The sequence below is a fragment of the Chitinophaga sp. RAB17 genome (assembly GCF_052114225.1).
Lineage (GTDB): Bacteria > Bacteroidota > Bacteroidia > Chitinophagales > Chitinophagaceae > Chitinophaga.
This window is the reverse complement of the sequence record NZ_JBFREI010000005.1, coordinates 422434-438921: the sequence shown is the minus strand read 5'-3', so window position 1 is coordinate 438921 and position 16488 is coordinate 422434. Positions and strand designations below refer to the sequence as shown.

Annotated in this window: 14 protein-coding genes; 8 read left to right on the top strand and 6 right to left on the bottom strand. The window is 42.4% G+C overall.

The annotated features are described in order from the left end of the window. Window positions 1-25: 25 nt before the first annotated feature. Window positions 26-1204: an endonuclease/exonuclease/phosphatase family protein gene (locus tag AB4Z08_RS19605; protein ID WP_441575464.1), complete on the bottom strand. Its 1179-nt coding sequence runs from the start codon at window positions 1202-1204 to the stop codon at window positions 26-28. Between the two features lie 456 nt (window positions 1205-1660). Between AB4Z08_RS19605 and AB4Z08_RS19600 the strand changes: the two genes are divergently transcribed. Further along, window positions 1661-3397: a hypothetical protein gene (locus AB4Z08_RS19600; RefSeq protein ID WP_441575463.1), complete on the top strand. Its 1737-nt coding sequence runs from the start codon at window positions 1661-1663 to the stop codon at window positions 3395-3397. A gap of 177 nt (window positions 3398-3574) precedes the next feature. On the opposite strand, the gene AB4Z08_RS19595 is transcribed toward AB4Z08_RS19600, so the two are convergent. After that, complete coding sequence (locus AB4Z08_RS19595) at window positions 3575-5371, bottom strand: hypothetical protein (RefSeq protein ID WP_441575462.1); 1797 nt, start codon at window positions 5369-5371, stop codon at window positions 3575-3577. A 119-nt stretch (window positions 5372-5490) separates the two neighbouring features. Here AB4Z08_RS19595 and gap point away from each other — a divergent pair, with 119 nt between their 5' ends. Then, window positions 5491-6675 carry a type I glyceraldehyde-3-phosphate dehydrogenase gene (gap, locus tag AB4Z08_RS19590; protein WP_441575461.1) on the top strand — a complete coding sequence of 395 codons (1185 nt, stop codon included), beginning with the start codon at window positions 5491-5493 and terminating at the stop codon, window positions 6673-6675. On the opposite strand, the gene AB4Z08_RS19585 is transcribed toward gap, so the two are convergent. Continuing rightward, window positions 6672-7061, bottom strand: coding sequence for a winged helix-turn-helix transcriptional regulator (locus AB4Z08_RS19585; RefSeq protein WP_441575460.1), 390 nt, complete (start codon window positions 7059-7061; stop codon window positions 6672-6674). The two genes, gap and AB4Z08_RS19585, sit on opposite strands and share 4 nt — an antisense overlap. 189 nt (window positions 7062-7250) lie before the next feature. Between AB4Z08_RS19585 and AB4Z08_RS19580 the strand changes: the two genes are divergently transcribed. Then, the gene (locus AB4Z08_RS19580; protein ID WP_441575459.1) at window positions 7251-7853 is read left to right on the top strand and encodes an FMN-dependent NADH-azoreductase; all 603 of its coding nucleotides are present in this window, start codon (window positions 7251-7253) and stop codon (window positions 7851-7853) included. 118 nt (window positions 7854-7971) lie between these two features. Here the strand turns inward: AB4Z08_RS19580 and AB4Z08_RS19575 are convergent, their stop codons facing one another. Both AB4Z08_RS19575 and AB4Z08_RS19570 read right to left on the bottom strand, forming a co-directional pair. Continuing rightward, window positions 7972-9150 carry a twin-arginine translocation signal domain-containing protein gene (locus AB4Z08_RS19575; protein ID WP_441575458.1) on the bottom strand — a complete coding sequence of 393 codons (1179 nt, stop codon included), beginning with the start codon at window positions 9148-9150 and terminating at the stop codon, window positions 7972-7974. Between the two features lie 43 nt (window positions 9151-9193). After that, window positions 9194-11089, bottom strand: coding sequence for a beta-N-acetylhexosaminidase (locus AB4Z08_RS19570; RefSeq protein ID WP_441575457.1), 1896 nt, complete (start codon window positions 11087-11089; stop codon window positions 9194-9196). Between the two features lie 171 nt (window positions 11090-11260). Here AB4Z08_RS19570 and AB4Z08_RS19565 point away from each other — a divergent pair, with 171 nt between their 5' ends. From AB4Z08_RS19565 to AB4Z08_RS19550, 4 genes are all read left to right on the top strand, one after another. Continuing rightward, the gene (locus AB4Z08_RS19565; protein WP_441575456.1) at window positions 11261-11659 is read left to right on the top strand and encodes a carbohydrate-binding module family 14 protein; all 399 of its coding nucleotides are present in this window, start codon (window positions 11261-11263) and stop codon (window positions 11657-11659) included. 155 nt (window positions 11660-11814) lie between these two features. Continuing rightward, complete coding sequence (locus AB4Z08_RS19560; RefSeq protein WP_441575455.1) at window positions 11815-12261, top strand: GNAT family N-acetyltransferase; 447 nt, start codon at window positions 11815-11817, stop codon at window positions 12259-12261. A 63-nt stretch (window positions 12262-12324) separates the two neighbouring features. Next, entirely contained in the window at window positions 12325-13080 is a 756-nt protein-coding gene (locus tag AB4Z08_RS19555) for a DUF6597 domain-containing transcriptional factor (RefSeq protein WP_441575454.1), read from the top strand. Window positions 13081-13106: 26 nt separating this feature from the next. Then, window positions 13107-14360: an FAD-dependent oxidoreductase gene (locus AB4Z08_RS19550; RefSeq protein ID WP_441575453.1), complete on the top strand. Its 1254-nt coding sequence runs from the start codon at window positions 13107-13109 to the stop codon at window positions 14358-14360. 19 nt (window positions 14361-14379) lie between these two features. Here AB4Z08_RS19550 and AB4Z08_RS19545 read toward each other — a convergent pair whose 3' ends face one another. Continuing rightward, window positions 14380-15054, bottom strand: coding sequence for a hypothetical protein (locus tag AB4Z08_RS19545; protein ID WP_441575452.1), 675 nt, complete (start codon window positions 15052-15054; stop codon window positions 14380-14382). Window positions 15055-15422: 368 nt separating this feature from the next. Here AB4Z08_RS19545 and AB4Z08_RS19540 point away from each other — a divergent pair, with 368 nt between their 5' ends. Continuing rightward, on the top strand, window positions 15423-16406 hold the full coding sequence (locus tag AB4Z08_RS19540; RefSeq protein ID WP_441575451.1) for a terpene synthase family protein: 984 nt from the start codon (window positions 15423-15425) through the stop codon (window positions 16404-16406). Window positions 16407-16488: the final 82 nt, after the last annotated feature.

Below are 16488 nucleotides of genomic sequence, written 5' to 3'. Positions count from 1 at the left end.
ATTTAAAGGATAGGAAAAGGGTTCCTCAAATTTCTGCATACAGTGCAAGATGGTCGCTGGTGCCCGGGCTGGGACCGAGATATCCAAAATTCAGGGGATGTCTGAAAACTTCATCCTGTTCATCTTCATCGTCAATGTCCATTATTTCTTTCATTGGTGTGGTCAAGAGGGAGTCCTCATCCACTCTATCTGCAATTTGTGCATCCAGCGTAATCAGCGGAATTAATTCTTTAGAGCCGGGCCTGAAAAGGACATTATCTAAAAGCTCACCTGGCTTTAAGTAGAGGGTTGGTGTAGCTTCCTTTGCAGACATGTTCATTGTAGTGCCGATGGAAGTCTTATCCGTGAACATGGCCACCAGTCCTGCATCTTTTACAAATCCCTGGCCGTACAAGTAGGATTTTTTAATGTTGAAATCACCTGCCACCAACATTATTTCATCTTTCGCCATTTTATACTCCTTAATATACGATGTCAGTTTAGCGAATGCCTCTGTTGAAGTATTATTAGGCGGGAAATGCAGGGTAATTAAAGTAATCAGTCTTTTTTGCTTCTTCTGTTCTCTGAATTGTACGAGGAATGGACACCGGGAAGATATGGAGGGGAATTGTATTTCTTTGAGGTCTTTACCGAGAAATTTATACTGGCCTGCGAAGTAATTGTTAGGCGGCAACCCCTTCTGCCAGTCGCCCGGGTAGGGGCCTGCAGGCCCTATTGGTTGGGCGACGGTATCCGGATTAATATTTTTCGGGTCTGTCAGGGGCCAGATATACGGCCCAACAAAATCAAGTTTGTCACCCCGGAAAAATATGGCGATCCCTTCGGTATAAGATTTTTCACTGACCAGTTGGGCATACCCGTCTTTCTCATCTACCTGTACCTTGTTCACCAATCTTAAAGGAGGTATTAAATACCAGTTTTTATCTTTTACTTTCAGTTGCTTTAATAACTCAATGCATCCCAATTCACCATTCGTATTAATCAGGCTACCTCTGGGGCCCTGGCCGCTTATTACTTCTATTACTGCAAATATATCAGGCTTATATTTCCCGACATTGGAGAGAATGTACTTTACTTTTTGCGCGGAGTATTGGTACTTAACTCTTTTGGCTCCGGTTCCAAGGGACACCCAGTCATCTGCTTGAGGAGACATCTTATTGATGGTAAAACCCTGGAGGTTCCATACGAGTAGTTTCGTGGACATGGCACTTTGAGTTTGTGTGTGGCAGTTATTTGACGAGTTAGATGAGGAATAACGTTGAAATGGAAAAATGGTTCATTTGCCTGTCCAGGTGGTCATGAAAATGAAAAAATCAGGAGTATCTTAATTTGAGTGTATGGTTTTTTGCAAAAATCCCAATAAAAAAACTGACAATCAGATCATTGCACAAAATTCATGGCATTAAAAAATGAGACGGAGACGACCGGCGTTTTACTGGCCGCCATCGTAGTGGACAGTCGGTGATGAGCATGCTGAGTAGGAAACCAGGTAACATTACGGGAAAAATTGGTTGTACATGACAACTTTCGATGTAGATCCTTTGTCAGCGCCATTTCCGGGTGATTTTGAAAGGAGTTGATAGCTTATTATTAAACAAAAAAGCGCATTCATAAATACTATTGTTTTACTATTGTGATCCTTATACCAAAAATAGTTTTAATGAAACGTGTTTTCCTATTCCTGTGCTTAACAGTTCCTGGCATTGTTGCCCTGGCCCAAAAAACGTCTATTAATTGGGGCGATGAATTTAAACTTCGTAAAGGCAGTACTGATCTGAAAGTAATATTTGCAGACAACACCGGCGCTTATCTTCAGGAGGGCCATATGGCTATGAAAAGCTACTTTGTAGTTGGCGCCAGCTTCAGAGAATCCGGCACACTCGTAAAGGTGGATAAGAATTTAGCGGAAGTTTACCGCAACGATTTTAACAGGGAATTGAGAGGTAAAGAATTTGAACAATTTTTTGCCTGTCAGGATAAGTTGTTCTTGTTTGCATCTGATTATAGCAAGCGGGATAAAACGCTTACTATTTATGCTTCTGCAGTGGATAAGAATTCCGGAGACCTCACCGGAGAATGGAAAACGGTGACCGTCTTTCAACTAAATGAGAAGAGTGATGATGTTAATTTCAAGATTGACTACAATGTGGATAGCACAAAAATCCTGATTGTAAGCAGTATGGAAGGAACGGAAAGAAACGAATACAAGATCCAGGAACTGGACCAGCAGCTCAAAGCTACGGCCAAACCTCTTATCATCCGGAATGAGTTTGAGCCTAAAAAATATGAACTGGAAGATGTCTTATATACGAACGATCGCAGCGTAGTACTGGTAGGGCGTATGTACGAGTATGAAGAAGGCAAAAAGAAAAAAGAGAAGTTCCTGGACTTTACGAACTATAATATTCGTATTTACAACGACAAAGGGAAGCAAAAAGCAGAAGTCAATACAGGTATCAATGGGAAATGGCTCTCCAACACCAAATTAGTACAGGAAAAAAATAAAGATCTGGTCCTGGCAGCATTTTACAGCAATGTAAAAAAAGGTAAAACGATTGATGGATTACTGGTGCAAAGGATCAATGTGGCCGATGGGAAAGTAGTGTCGACCAGCGATAAGCAAATTAATAATTCAATGTTATCAGGTGATCAGGACAAAGGAGATGATGACGATGACGATAAGGAAGACACTAAAGAAGATAAGAAGAAGAAAGAAGAATTGAAGAAAATGCAGGAGGAAGGAGAAGGTTTCTCGAAGTATATGCAATTCCGGAAGATCTTTTATACTGCCGACAATGGACTTGTTATTCTTGCGGAGCGGTACGATCATTATGTAACCACCTCCCAGAGTTATAGTTCCGGTGTTAATAATATGCCTGGTCAATGGAGATCAACCACCAGTTCCATCTACCTCTCAGGCGATCTGATGATGTGTAAGGTAGATGCCTCCGGCAACATTGGATGGTTACAGATAGTACCTAAAAAGCAACGCGAAGAAATAGTAGTGGGTTCCTCAACTACACCTGCGGGGGGAATGTCATTCGGCATGAGTTACTTCAGGGATCAGGGCAGACCTTTTTATTCGGGCTTTGGTGCCCTTCAGGCGAATGGAAATATTCAATTGTTGTTTAATGATAACCGCAAAAACATTTCCGTTACCCAGGCTGGCCAGAAAGCAAAGTCGATTTACCGCTTTTCTAAATCTGATTGTTTCGTCTTAAATATTGACGAAACTTCCGGGAAAGTTGACAGAAAGGTATTTTTCTCCAACACTGACATTCCCACTGCTATGCCCCGGTTAGGAGTTATTATTGGAAATGATATGTACCTGGTTGGAAAAACAGACAGGGCATTGAGTAAGTCTAAAGTGGCTGTAGGGAAAATTACTATAAAGTAGTGTAAATAAACCTTAAAGCCCGGCTAATGAAAGTTATCAGGGCTGTGTTGTATAGTTCGTCAATACATACGCAGCAACACTTCCGCAAGAAAGCGACACAAAATTCAATAATGGATTTTGTGTCGCTTTTTCATTTGTAAGATGTGTGTAGCAACAATATGTATCGTTTTTTTATGTTTAATTATCTCTGATGACGTGTGCAGTACCTGATATACTATGCGAAAGGTTGTACCCCATACCCATGCCAGTCATGACGATTTCGTTATAGGTTCCGCTAAAGCTAACATCAATATACTGACCAACAGCACCAACATTTACCAGGTTATAAGTAATATTGAAGGTATTGAATACGGGATTAATATTAGTGCTTAACCCGTTTCCATATATCTGGAATCCCGATAATGTACTATAAGTGCCTGGTGTTATACTATTGCCCTGGATATCAATATCATTCATTTGCCCTGGTGTACTACCATTAATCGAGAATGAATTACCGGTTGCGGCAACGGTAATGTTTGTGGCAATGACTTTAACTGCGCCACCATCTACAGCATAAGTAATGGATTCTGCACTGGTATTACAGGCGAGAATATTACCTATATTGGTTGTTGGGGATGTTATGCTGTAATTTAATGTTCCGGTATTTTGGTTGTTATCTAAATCCTCGCCGAAAACCGTTACCGGATTAGTATTGCATACAATGGTCTGGAAGCTAAAGGCGCCATTATTGATTAAGGTTAAAAAAGTTTGCTGTCCGTAATGAATGGAAACATAACCATTTGTTACATTGGTATTGTTGCATTTTTTTAATGATCCGCTTATCGTGGTGGCTTGTGAAGCTGGAAAACTTAGAACAATATCCGGCAAAACATTACTATTGGCGGTAAAGGGGCCAATATTCTGAGTATAAAGTACATTGCCGCAGATGTCGTAGAGCTTTAAGGTTAAAACTTCATTTTGTGGAACAGCCCCGGTCACTGTTCCATTGAACAGGGTATAATCTGCATATGATGCATAGGCTCCTCCGGTTCTAAACAGTATCGTTTTAACATTTGCCAGTGGGTTATTGGCCGGATCGACTACTTTAATCTGAAGTTGTACTGGCGGGGTGACCAACGGTATATCAAAATTCCACCAACTGAAATGGGCCACATCCCCGACGTATTTATTGCCAACTTTGTTTGCTATCCCTGCTTCCTTCCAATAGCCCAATGTTTCGTCAAAATGCCACAGTGGAATTGTTGGGGGCGCCGCGCTAAGCTGCGCAGCAGTGATGTTCATCTCAATCTGCGCCGTATTGGTAATTTGCAATTTCTGTCCTGCGGCACCCAGTAATTCCACATTCATCATTCCATATGTTTCGAGCAACTTAGCATTGCCACTTGCATTTTGAGCGTATAGCATACCAGGCATTTTAGCAAACAGGTTATTATCTGAAGCCTCCAGTGAATTGACAATCACACTTACAGGTCCGGCATATGCGGTACCTGTTTCTGTTTTGAAGCTGCCATCAAATGTAATTTTGGTGCCATTGGACAAGCTCACATTACTGACGGTACCAGCATTTACCGTAGCCGTGATATGATTGGGCAACATCATGATTTTAACGGCATTGGTGCTTATTGATGGCACCAATGCCCTCGAACCTTCAATAAATCCGGTTTTCAGCGCCCGAACGTAAGCAAAACGTTCGTAAACACCGGCATTTTTGATGATAGCAATCCCGCCCGAATTTGTTTGGGCGGTAGACGTCCCAATTGTAACAGTAGCACCGGAAACGGGGTTATTGGTAACATCCACCAACTGTACCATGAAATCTCTGGAAACTGCATTTCCAAAATTTTTGGCAAAATCACTGGCAGAAACAACCGAATCTATCACTGGGGAGTGAGGATTGACGCTGTTATTTTTCTTACAGCTGATTGTGGACAATAGCAGGAGGGTTAAAATGGGGAACAGAAATGAGTTTTTCATAACTAATTTGTTTAAGAAGATTAACTATGGATATATCAACAGGTTTGACGAAATGTTACCCCCCCCTTTAAATCAGACATATACGGTCTGTTAGCCTCCGGCATCACTAAACATGCAATATGAAACAGATATCTCCCCTGATACCCGGTATGATGGGGAAGGACGGACAGAATGATAAATTAAAATCCCCGTTGCATTGGCGTTACTTCCCTGAAATACATCAAAATATCCGGTCGCCGGGGAGGTTAACTTTTGTTATTTGCGCATTATCAGATAATTTTACCGGCTATAACTATATCAACATGAGGATAGCGATTAATGGTTTTGGGCGTATTGGCAGAATATGTTTGCGCATGTTATTGCAAAAAAAAGGAATTGAAGTAATAGCAATAAATGACCTGGCGGATACGCCAACATTGGCACACCTTTACACTTATGATTCTGTACATGGGCCATACAAAGGCGAAGTAAGTGCGACTGCGGATGCCCTGATTATTGATGGAAAATCAATCCGTGTTTTAGCAGAGCGTGATCCATTGAAGTTACCCTGGGCCGAACTGGGGATTGATATAGTGATTGAATCTACCGGCAAATTCACATCTAAAGCCGCTGCGGAACAGCATTTGCAGGCCGGCGCCAAACAGGTTATTGTATCAGCGCCATCGCCGGATAAAGATATTCCTACTGTAGTATTGGGGGTGAACGATCATTTAATAGATCTTACCTCACCTGTATTATCCAATGCCTCGTGTACTACTAACAATGTAGCACCTATGGTAAAAGTTTTGGATGATAACTGGGGGATCGTAGATGCCTATATTACCACCGTGCATTCCATGACCGGAGATCAAAACCTGCACGATGCACCACACCGAGATCTTCGCAGAGCCCGTGCAGCATCGGCATCCATTATCCCTACCTCTACCGGCGCCGCCAAAGCAATCACCACTATATTTCCGCATTTAGCCGGCAAAATGGGAGGGGCAGGTATACGCGTGCCTGTTTTAAATGGTTCGCTTACCGATTTTACCTGTATCCTGAAGAAACAGCCCCAAAGTGTAGATGAAATTAATGCCAGGTTTAAGGAAGCTGCAGACACTTTCATGAAAGGAGTGCTGAAATATACAGAGGCCCCTATCGTATCTGTAGATATCATTGATAGTCCCTACTCCTGTACTTTCGATGCTTTATTGACCTCTATTGTAGGGGATTTAGTTAAAGTGGTGGGCTGGTATGATAACGAGTTCGGATATTCTAACCGGTTGGCCGATTTAGTAGTGCGTATAGCTGAACTTAAACATTAGACCGGCATTAAGGATTGTTTCCGCATGCTTTGCTTAATTTTTTCCCTGTGCTGTCCGCCCCAGGCACTCAGTTCACCTATCACATTTTTTAATGTCCGGCTATACTCGGTTGCCTCATAAATGATGCTTACCGGGGTAGTCGGATATACGTTTCGTGTGACAAAGTCATTTAATTCCAGATCTTTTAGCTCTTTAGCCAATATCCTGGAGGATATACCCGTGAGTTCATGCTGAATCTCGTTAAAGCGCTTTGATGATTGCACCAGAGACAGGATCAAAGCCAGCCTCCATTTTCCATTAAGCACATACAACGCATCGAGGACGTTTTTGAGCGAGCCTGCACATTCTTCCTTGCCTGGAAGCGGCTCATTTATCATCATTTCCATAACCCAAAGGTAATTACATTACCTCAATGTAACCGCTTCCCTTCAGGTAAGTCCGAACTTCTGACTACCTGCCAGCCATAATTTTGCCTTTGATAATTCGAGCCAAAGAAACCTTCATCATTAACACAAAAGGAAGTCGGGCGATCTCGGAATTTAAAATTGATCATATTGTTAAATACGTAATTTTTTATGAAACGCATCCTTCATTTAATCTCAAGCCTACAAGGTAAAGGATCGTACAGCATTAAGCTGGGTCAGGCTATCGTTGAAAAAATTCAGGAAAAGTATCCTGGTAGTACACTTGAAGAATTAAACCTGGTTGATATCGACATTCCACATCTTAACCCCGCTGTTCTTCGTACATTCTTTATTCCCGGAGATCAGCTGACCGAAGAAGAAAAAGAATCCATTCGCTTTTCTGACGAGGTAGTGAAACAGTTAATGGCTGCAGATATCATCGTAATTGGTGCGCCGCTTTACAACTTTACCATCCATACATCGCTAAAGGCCTGGATTGATCATATTACCAGGGCCGGAATCACTTTTGGGTATGGGGAAAATGGTCCTGTTGGAAAGGTAACAGGAAAAAAAGTTTATGTAGCCATGTCTTCTGGTGGCGTTTATTCAGAAGGTCCTGGTAAAGCCAACGACTTTGTTGCTCCTTATTTGAATGCGTTCCTTGGCTTTTTAGGCATGACAGACCTGACGGTATTCCGAGCTGAAGGATTAAAAGTGCCGGGAGTGAAGGAATATGCTATGGAGAAAGCCATTGATAGTATAAAGATTGATTAAGATCTTCTTTTAATTAACGGGAAATGACTAAAAAGTGAAAAGCCTGCAGACTCATCTACAGGCTTTTCATATTGTTGTTTGGCCTATTTCATGAAGCGGCTGTTATTCAGAGGGTAACTTATTTTTTAACATAAGAAAATGGCAGGTTATTATAGCTGCGTGCCAGTACCGCGATGTTTTTTTCGTCATCTGTCAGATCATGAATAGCTGTTTTCAGGTAGTAGTCTACCGGGTGCATCATCGCTCCAATAATGGGTTTGGCAAAACCGTAGAGGCCAACCTGCTGTTTGATGGCGGCGGGTACAATGGTTAAAGGGTCCTGCGCGTTCCATTTAGCGAGACAGGTAACCATACGGGTATGCTTCCCCAGCGTGTTACGCACCGCTGTAGTCGTCTTAATATCACCTGCTTCATTCAATATCCAGTCTACTTCCTTTAGCATGTCTGATCCGGCAATGTCCCTGCTGGTAAGCTGACAGGAAGTTAACCAGATAATACATTCCGGGTTTGCTTTATTTGCGGTTACTTTAATTCTCTTCCAGCACCTGTCAATTGCTTTACGGCGAAATTGCAATACATTTTCCCGTGTTACTTTCTCTTTCCCTGGAAATGGTTGCTGCATGAGTTCCTGGTACATTACCTGTTCGCAGTCCATCCATTTCAAAGGAGGGTATGGTTCCATTGTTGTTCCCGGATTCCATAGCCAGTCGATAAAAATACCATCTATACCGGTTACTTTAATGGCGTCTTCAATGGAAGCGCAGAGGTAATCAATATAGGTGGTAGTGTACGGAATATGAGGATCTGCAGGAATTCCATAACTCAGCTCCGGATGATCCAGTCCCCATTTTGTATTGGCGCCTGCACAGAAATATCCAAATACCTTGATGTTTTTTTGATGCGCAAGTTTTACCTGTTCTGTTAAAAAATCATATTTTAACCCTGGTTGTTCAGGTACAATACCGCCTTTATACCATGCATAGCCGTTACATGAAACGGCAAATGACTGTATCACATTGCAGCCTAAATCTGCATACCAGTTTACATGTTCTGCCGGATCCGCATCGGCCCATAACCCTGGTTTGGCGAAGGCGTTGAGCCCACCTTCACCCCAGTTAAAATCAATGTTAAAGGCTTTAATAGGAGCAGCGGTCAATGGTGCGCTGGTTGCCTTGGAAAAGGAAGACAGGGGACGGGATATCCCAATTATAAAAGTACCTATGCCTACGGCAGCGTGTTTGATAAAATCTCTTCTTGAACGATCGTTGGAGGGTGCAGTTATTTGATTTTCCGACATACTTACCAGTGTTTAGGATGAAATAAAATGGAGCGTAGTTTTACTACTTTGAACCTGATCTTTTTTCTATCTCTTTAATACTTGCAGTAATCATTTTCCCAACAGGCTGGTTGTTGCGGTAAGTGATCATCCGGAAGGTATCTGCCCCTTTGGGGATATTGAGTGTATCCGTATATTTTGAAGAGAAGCGATCAGGAAAAGTACCATCAAACGTATAGTAAATATCCAGGTCATCGAGCTCTTTGACCAGGGTGATTTGCATGGGTTTATCTGCCGATTTCTTTATGGGCCTGATAGTGGCGTCATATACAGACCGTGCATAGTTCACGTTAGCCACATCATAACGGGCTAAGTTAGCTTCCATGCGATGAATAAAGCCTTCCCAGTTCCTGGATGTTTTTTGAGACCAGAACACTTCCGATAAAGCAAACGCACGGGGCCAGGTCATGTATTCTGCGTGCCGATAGGTAGGCACAGATTCTGTCCACAGGTTGCCCTGTCCACCCAGAATTAATGACTGATCAGTTAGTTCCGCCGGAACAGGCTCAAAGTTATAACAAGTGCGTAAGGTGAGCATAGAATAGGTAGGTGGTTCGCCTGCAGGATCTCCCTGGTAAAGATCCAGGTAGCAATTGTGATCAGGAGTCATGATAACCGGATGATTCATTTTTGCGGCATTAACGCCTCCCTGGATGCCACGCCACGACATGACAGTCGCCTCAGGAGCCAGTCCACCTTCCAGTATTTCATCCCAGCCGATCATTTTTTTTCCTTTGGAGATAACCATCTTTTCCATGCGTTTAATGAAATAGCTCTGGAGTTCTTCCACCGTTTTGAGTTTTTCATCCGTCATTCTTTTTTTGCACTTTGGACAATTCTTCCAGAAGCCCTTGTAACATTCATCTCCCCCGATATGGATATATTGTGCGGGAAACAGCGTAGCCAGCTCCGTTAGTACCTTATCCATAAACGCAAAGCTTTGTTCATTTCCCGGACATAGTGCGTTGTCTTCTTTTGTATAAAAGACATTCCCAACATTTACGTTAAATGGACCGCCTGTGCAGGAAAGGTTAGGGTAGGCCGCTAAAGCAGCCAGGCTATGGCCTGGTACGTCTATTTCCGGTATAATGGTTACAAACCTGTCTTGTGCATATTTCACAATTTCCTTCACATCGTCCTGGGTATAGAAGCCTCCATAGCTAACCGGCTCATTTTTAGCCCTGGGTTCACGTGTCCACCAGGTACCCATTCTTGGTGCACGCCATGCTCCAATGCTGGTTAATTCAGGGAGACTTTTAATTTCAATTCTCCAGCCCTGGTCATCTGTAAGATGCCAGTGGAAAACATTCATTTTGTACTTAGCAAGTTGATCTATGTATTTCTTTACTGATTCTTTCGGAAAATAATGACGGCTTACATCCAGCATCAGTCCCCGCCAGCCGAACCGGGGGTAGTCTGTAATCTTTACACAGGGAACAGTCCAGTTTTCCTGTTCCACCTTCACACTGCTTTCCACCTCTTTGGGTAGCAATTGAATCAGCGACTGCATCGCATAAAATAGACCAGCAGGTTTATTGGAAGAAATGTCGATCCTGGTGGGGGTTACGTCCAGTATATATCCTTCATTGCCCAGTGTTGGGTTGTAGGTACTGTTGATTGTAAAATGAATGCCGCTGTTATCACTTTCTGCCTGGCGCAATTGATACCCGGTGGGCGCGTGTAATACAGCTGCAAACAGATCGGTAATACCTTTCAGAGATGCGTCTGCTACCAGTTTGGTGGCAGAGGTAATATTGAAAGAGCCGGTCCGGTTTTCAACTTTAACGGGTATGGGAATCAGGTTGATCTCCTGGTTCTTCCCGTTTTCAGTGTTGGCAGCAAAGGAAGAGAGTAACTGCAACAGCATTCCTGTTGCCAGGATTAAAATTTTCTTTAGCATGAGTGAGTATTGTTCAATGTTCTAAATAGCAACGGGCTTTTACATTTTCAACATAGCCGGCCAATAAATTACGATATTTTCAGCATATTACTGATACTGTGCCGCAGTGGCAATTCTTAATTTGTCATCCTTATACCGGCTTTCCATTTAGTAATAAACAAAATACCTATTATGAAAAAACACACCCTATTATTCGCTGTCATCATGTTTGCCATTACTGCTGTAGCAAGTGCACAATCGGTAATATCTACTCCTTCATTAACCGATCAACCAGTATTAATGCCAGCTACCAGCAGCGCTTTTGTTAATACATTTTTATCGCTGGACACGAGGCCGGTTGCTGGTCCGGCTGTCTTTACTCCTTTGATATCTGAGTTTACATGCTCGGCCAGTGGCAGGTTCCCTAATCCGGATAATTGTCATGACTATATTTTCTGCATAAAAATCGCTGGAGGAGGATTTCAAAGAAGAGATTACACCTGTGCAGCCGGTTCTGCTTTTGATGTAAATGATAAAGTATGCAGGCCAGAGGCAACGGCGAGCAACCCGTATCCTCCCTGCAATCATTAATAACCCTGACGATTCGCAAAAAAGGGATGATCTTATGATCATCTCTTTTGTATTTATGGTTTTTTAATGCTGGTCATGACTCCCTGTTTTAATGGAAGTTTTGTCGTATTATTATTGGGATCTGACTTTCATCGAGACTTTAAGTATCACAACAAATGGATTTAACCATTAAAATACTGTCGCATCAGGATATTGATGATTTTGTGGCGTTGTTAAGTGTTTTTGAAAAAGTTTTTGAAATACCGGCTTTTGTTAAGCCCGATAGGAATTACCTGGAGCGCATATTGGGCAACCCTGGTTTTTTGGTGGCGGTGGCCGTTGCGAATAATGCGATCGTGGGAGGATTAACCGCCTATACACTTCATCAGTATTATGTAGAAAAGCCGTTGGCCTATATATATGATCTGGCGGTTTTGAACGATTTCCAGCGAAAAGGTATTGGTAAAGCGCTTATCAGTTTCTTAACAGAATATTGTAGGGAAAAAGGTTTTGAAGAAGTATATGTTCCGGCACATGCTGATGACGACGAGGCGCTGGACTTTTACCGCCGAACCAACTTTACAAAAGAAGAAAGTGTTGTACACTTCTCCTGGGTCTTGTAACCTGTAATAAATTTCCTGGCCCGCTTATTTGTCTATCTTTATAGAAGACAAAGATCATTACTGTTGGAAACGAACATCACCTTTAAAACTCGAAAACCTTCTCCGCAACTATCCGATTTTGTGGAAAGTTTTTGGATGCTCGAGAATACTGCCCCGCAGCAAAAAGAGATTGTTGTTTTACCTGATGGAAGGTTTGATATTATTTTTTCTTACTCTGAAGAAGAGTCCTTTCGTGCTATCCTGAGAGGGCTGGATACCGAACCGGGACAGCACGCTATTCCTGCTAAGCAGGTGATGTTTGCCATCAGCTTTAAATTATTGGCCATCGAATACCTGCTTAATTTCAAAGTGGCTGCTGTATTAAATGGCGCTCAAATACTACCGGACAACTTCTGGGATATTACAAAAGAGGATCTGGCTGATTTTGACAGCTTATGTGATAAGGTTGTTGCCAGGATGCTGCCCTTAATTAAACCTGACATCGACAGCAGGAAGAAAAATTTATTTGACCTGATTTATACTTCCAATGGTGCCTTATCGGTAAAAGAATTATCGGAGAAGGTATTTTGGAGCAGCAGACAGATCAACCGCTATTTTAATGAGCAATTCGGCATTTCTTTAAAGGCATTCTGCAATATCTTACGCTTCCGGGCATCACTGAACCATATCAAAGAAGGCCGGCTTTTTCCGGAGCAGGGCTTTACCGATCAAACTCATTTTATTAAAGAGGTTAAGAAGTTCTCCGGGGTGGTGCCTAAGGAGTTATCCAAAAACTCAAACGGCCGATTTATACTATTATCTGCCTTGCCTAAGGAGTAGTTTTGTATCGTCAAAACAAATCAGGCATGAACATTCAACAGCAAAAGATAGCAATTATTGGCGGCGGGCCCGGTGGTCTGACCTTAGCACGCCTTTTACAGCTTAAAGGTGCGGATGTAAAAGTGTACGAAAGAGATATTAATAAAGACGTAAGAATTCAGGGTGGTGCCCTCGATCTGCATACGGAATCAGGATTGGCTGCCTTGGCAAAAGCTGATTTGATGGACGAATTTAAAGCCAGTTACCGGCCGGGAGCAGAACTGGTCAGAGTAGTAGATCAGGAGGCAAAAATTTATTCAGATCAGCATATTGAAGGACGCAGGGAGAATTTTGGTGACAAAGAGCACCGCCCGGAAATAGACCGTGGGCCGTTGCGGGAAATTTTACTCCACTCATTACAGCCGGATACCATTGTGTGGGATAGTCACATCCTGGCAGTCAGCCCGATACAGGATCAATGGAAAATAGTGTTGGCTAATGGGGATACCGCCATTGTGGACCTGGTGATTGGGGCAGATGGCTCCAACTCAAAGATAAGGCACTATGTAACGGATATCAAACCACTTTGGGTGGGTATCACCATGCTGGAAGGCGCTATTAAAGATGCCGCGAAAACAGCCCCTGTTATTCACCAGCTATTAAAAGGCGGGAAAATATTCGCCTATGGCAATGAAAAAACGCTGATCGTTAGCTCAAAAGGAGACGGTAGTTTTGGATTTGCCCTCAGTTTTAAATCAGAAGAACACTGGGCGAAAAACAGTGGGATTGACTTTAAAGATCACAAACAGGTATTGGCGTGGTTTAAAAAGGAGTTTGCTGAATGGAGCAATGTGTGGTGGGAGCTGTTTGAAAGTGAAGACACCCTTTTCATTCCTCGTCCGCAATATTGCATGCCTTTAGATCAAAAATGGGAAGCCAAACCAAATATTACTCTCCTCGGCGATGCCGCTCACTGGATGCCTCCCTTCGCAGGAGAAGGCGTAAATATGGCCATGTTGGATGCGTTACAGCTCAGTGAGGCACTCACGGATCCTTCATTCACAGATACCAGAACGGCTATCGCCCATTATGAAAAGCAAATGTTTGCGAGGTTCGCTAAAATTGGCAGGGACACGATGTTCAATACCAAATGGATGCATCAGCCCGGCGCGTTAAAGACGATGCTGAATATGTTTAGCGACAACAAGCTTAAACAGGCGGTATTTGTAGCAAGGTACCTGGTGAGCGTCACGGTTGTTCCATTTATGCAAAAGATGATAGGGCGTCCTGCCAGCATTTGATATGCTGGCGTGGATGGAGCTATTCTTCTCCGGTTTCTATCTCCATAATATGATTATAGGTTTTTTGCCAATCTTCTGCTATAATAGCCTCGTTATTCAATGCCCGGTGTTCCTGGTATTTCGCCCATAACTCCAGAAATGCCGGTTGATTCACTGTGTAACACCAGGATTTCATTTCAATAAAATAAATACATTGACTGTAAAACCAATCCATTCCCTGCATGGTAATGTTACGAAGCGGAATAAGTGATGTATCCATGATCCGGAGATTCATCTGGAAATAAAGTGTCCGCAGACCTTCCGGATACTCATCATCAAAATGTACCTGATGAAAGATCAGATCGTATAATGTCATGATATACCGGATGAGATGAAAATCGGAAAAAATGGCCGGTTGATCAGGAAGTGCGATGGCATATCGCATCATTAATTCCAGCAACGCATCATGGTGTGTGGCATGCATGTAAAAATATCCCTCCGCTCTGAAAAATTCTGCCATCATTTCCATTGATGCAATGTCATTTGCTGCAATAAGCTGCTCCACCAATGATACCAGTACGTGAACAGGTTGTGTAATGATGTAAGATGTTGATTCTTCAATCGGTATCGGCTCCGGGCAATGAACATATCTCGGCGTGTTCATATATTCTTTAATGAGTTGCAGCATTTCATCCGGTGTGCGGGTATTTTCCATTTGCTTATTTTAGTAATTCTCTTCTTTAACACCTTCTCTTTACGGGGTATTCCTTCTGCAAATCAAATGCACGGGTTATTTGTAATTTAATCTACGTCACACTCATCCCATCCATTACCCGCCTGCAAATTACAATTATTACATATTCAATTAGAAATATACGTATTCTTTTAGATGTATTTTATTTACGTATTGGTAAGCCTTTTCAGGTGTAATGCCATCAAAAAAAAGCTAAAATGGACAAGGAATTGGAATAAATTACTTCAGAACTCGAATTATATGCGAAGTACAATACCCTCAACCGTCTTCAGAATTCAGTAACAGAAGTTTACGATTATTTTCCTAACCAATTTAAAATCCAATTTACTATGGTAACAGTAAATGACATGACTGCACTAAGTCTTGAGCCCCTGTATTGCCCATTTGAACCCATTGATGGCGGTTTTTCCAGCCACATGGAAACAAAAGTAAAAGAATGGACAGATGAATACCGCTCCTTGCCGGACCACTTAAAAGCGTCATTTAAAAAGTCTGCTTTCGGGGAATTGACCTGCCTTTTTTTCCCGCGGGCATCCCGGCAAATGCTGGAAGCAGCGGGACGTCACATTTTGCTTTTTTTTGTTTTTGATGATTTACATGGATTTGGAAAAAACGCCCATGAAATTCAGGGCTACTGCGAAGAAGCCATTTTAACGCTGGAAGGCCATGCTATTAAGCCGGAGAATGATGTGCTACACCAGTTTGAAATATTACGCGCCGAGTTACTGGCGATCTCTTCGCCGGAATGGCTGAACCGTTACATACATGATGTGAAGAAATTTTTTGATTCCATCATTGCCAGCTCTTATTTCAATGCTACCGGACACTATCCCACGGTGGATTATTACATGATTCTGCGGGAAGACCTGGTAGGGCTATTTCAGCTGATGGGCTGGGTGGAACTGTCTGCCGGCGTGATATTACCTCATCACATTTATAGCCATCCGCACAACTTCCGGTTAAGGAAACTGGCCACCCGGATCATGGCCTGGGCAAATGATTATTACTCCGCCGCAAAGGAGTACCAGGACAACGAGTACATGAACCTGGTGCTGGTGATTAAGGATGAATATAAGAAGAACCTGAAAGATGCCTACAACATGGCAGCACAGATTCACAATGATGAGATGAAGGCATTTATAGCATTGTGTGATACACCTCCCGATTTTGGAGAGGAATATAGCTACCATTACCAGCTGTATATGGATAATTTAAAGCAGATGATCCTGGGGAATAAACTCTGGTCAGAGAGAACATACAGGTATGCAGAGCAATTTGAGAGTATTAAACCGTTTCTATTAACATCGTATTAACAGGATAGATGGATTTTTTTTATTACTTTATCTACTCCTAGGCGGTTAGGAGTAGATTTTTTTTATATACATAAATTTAAAT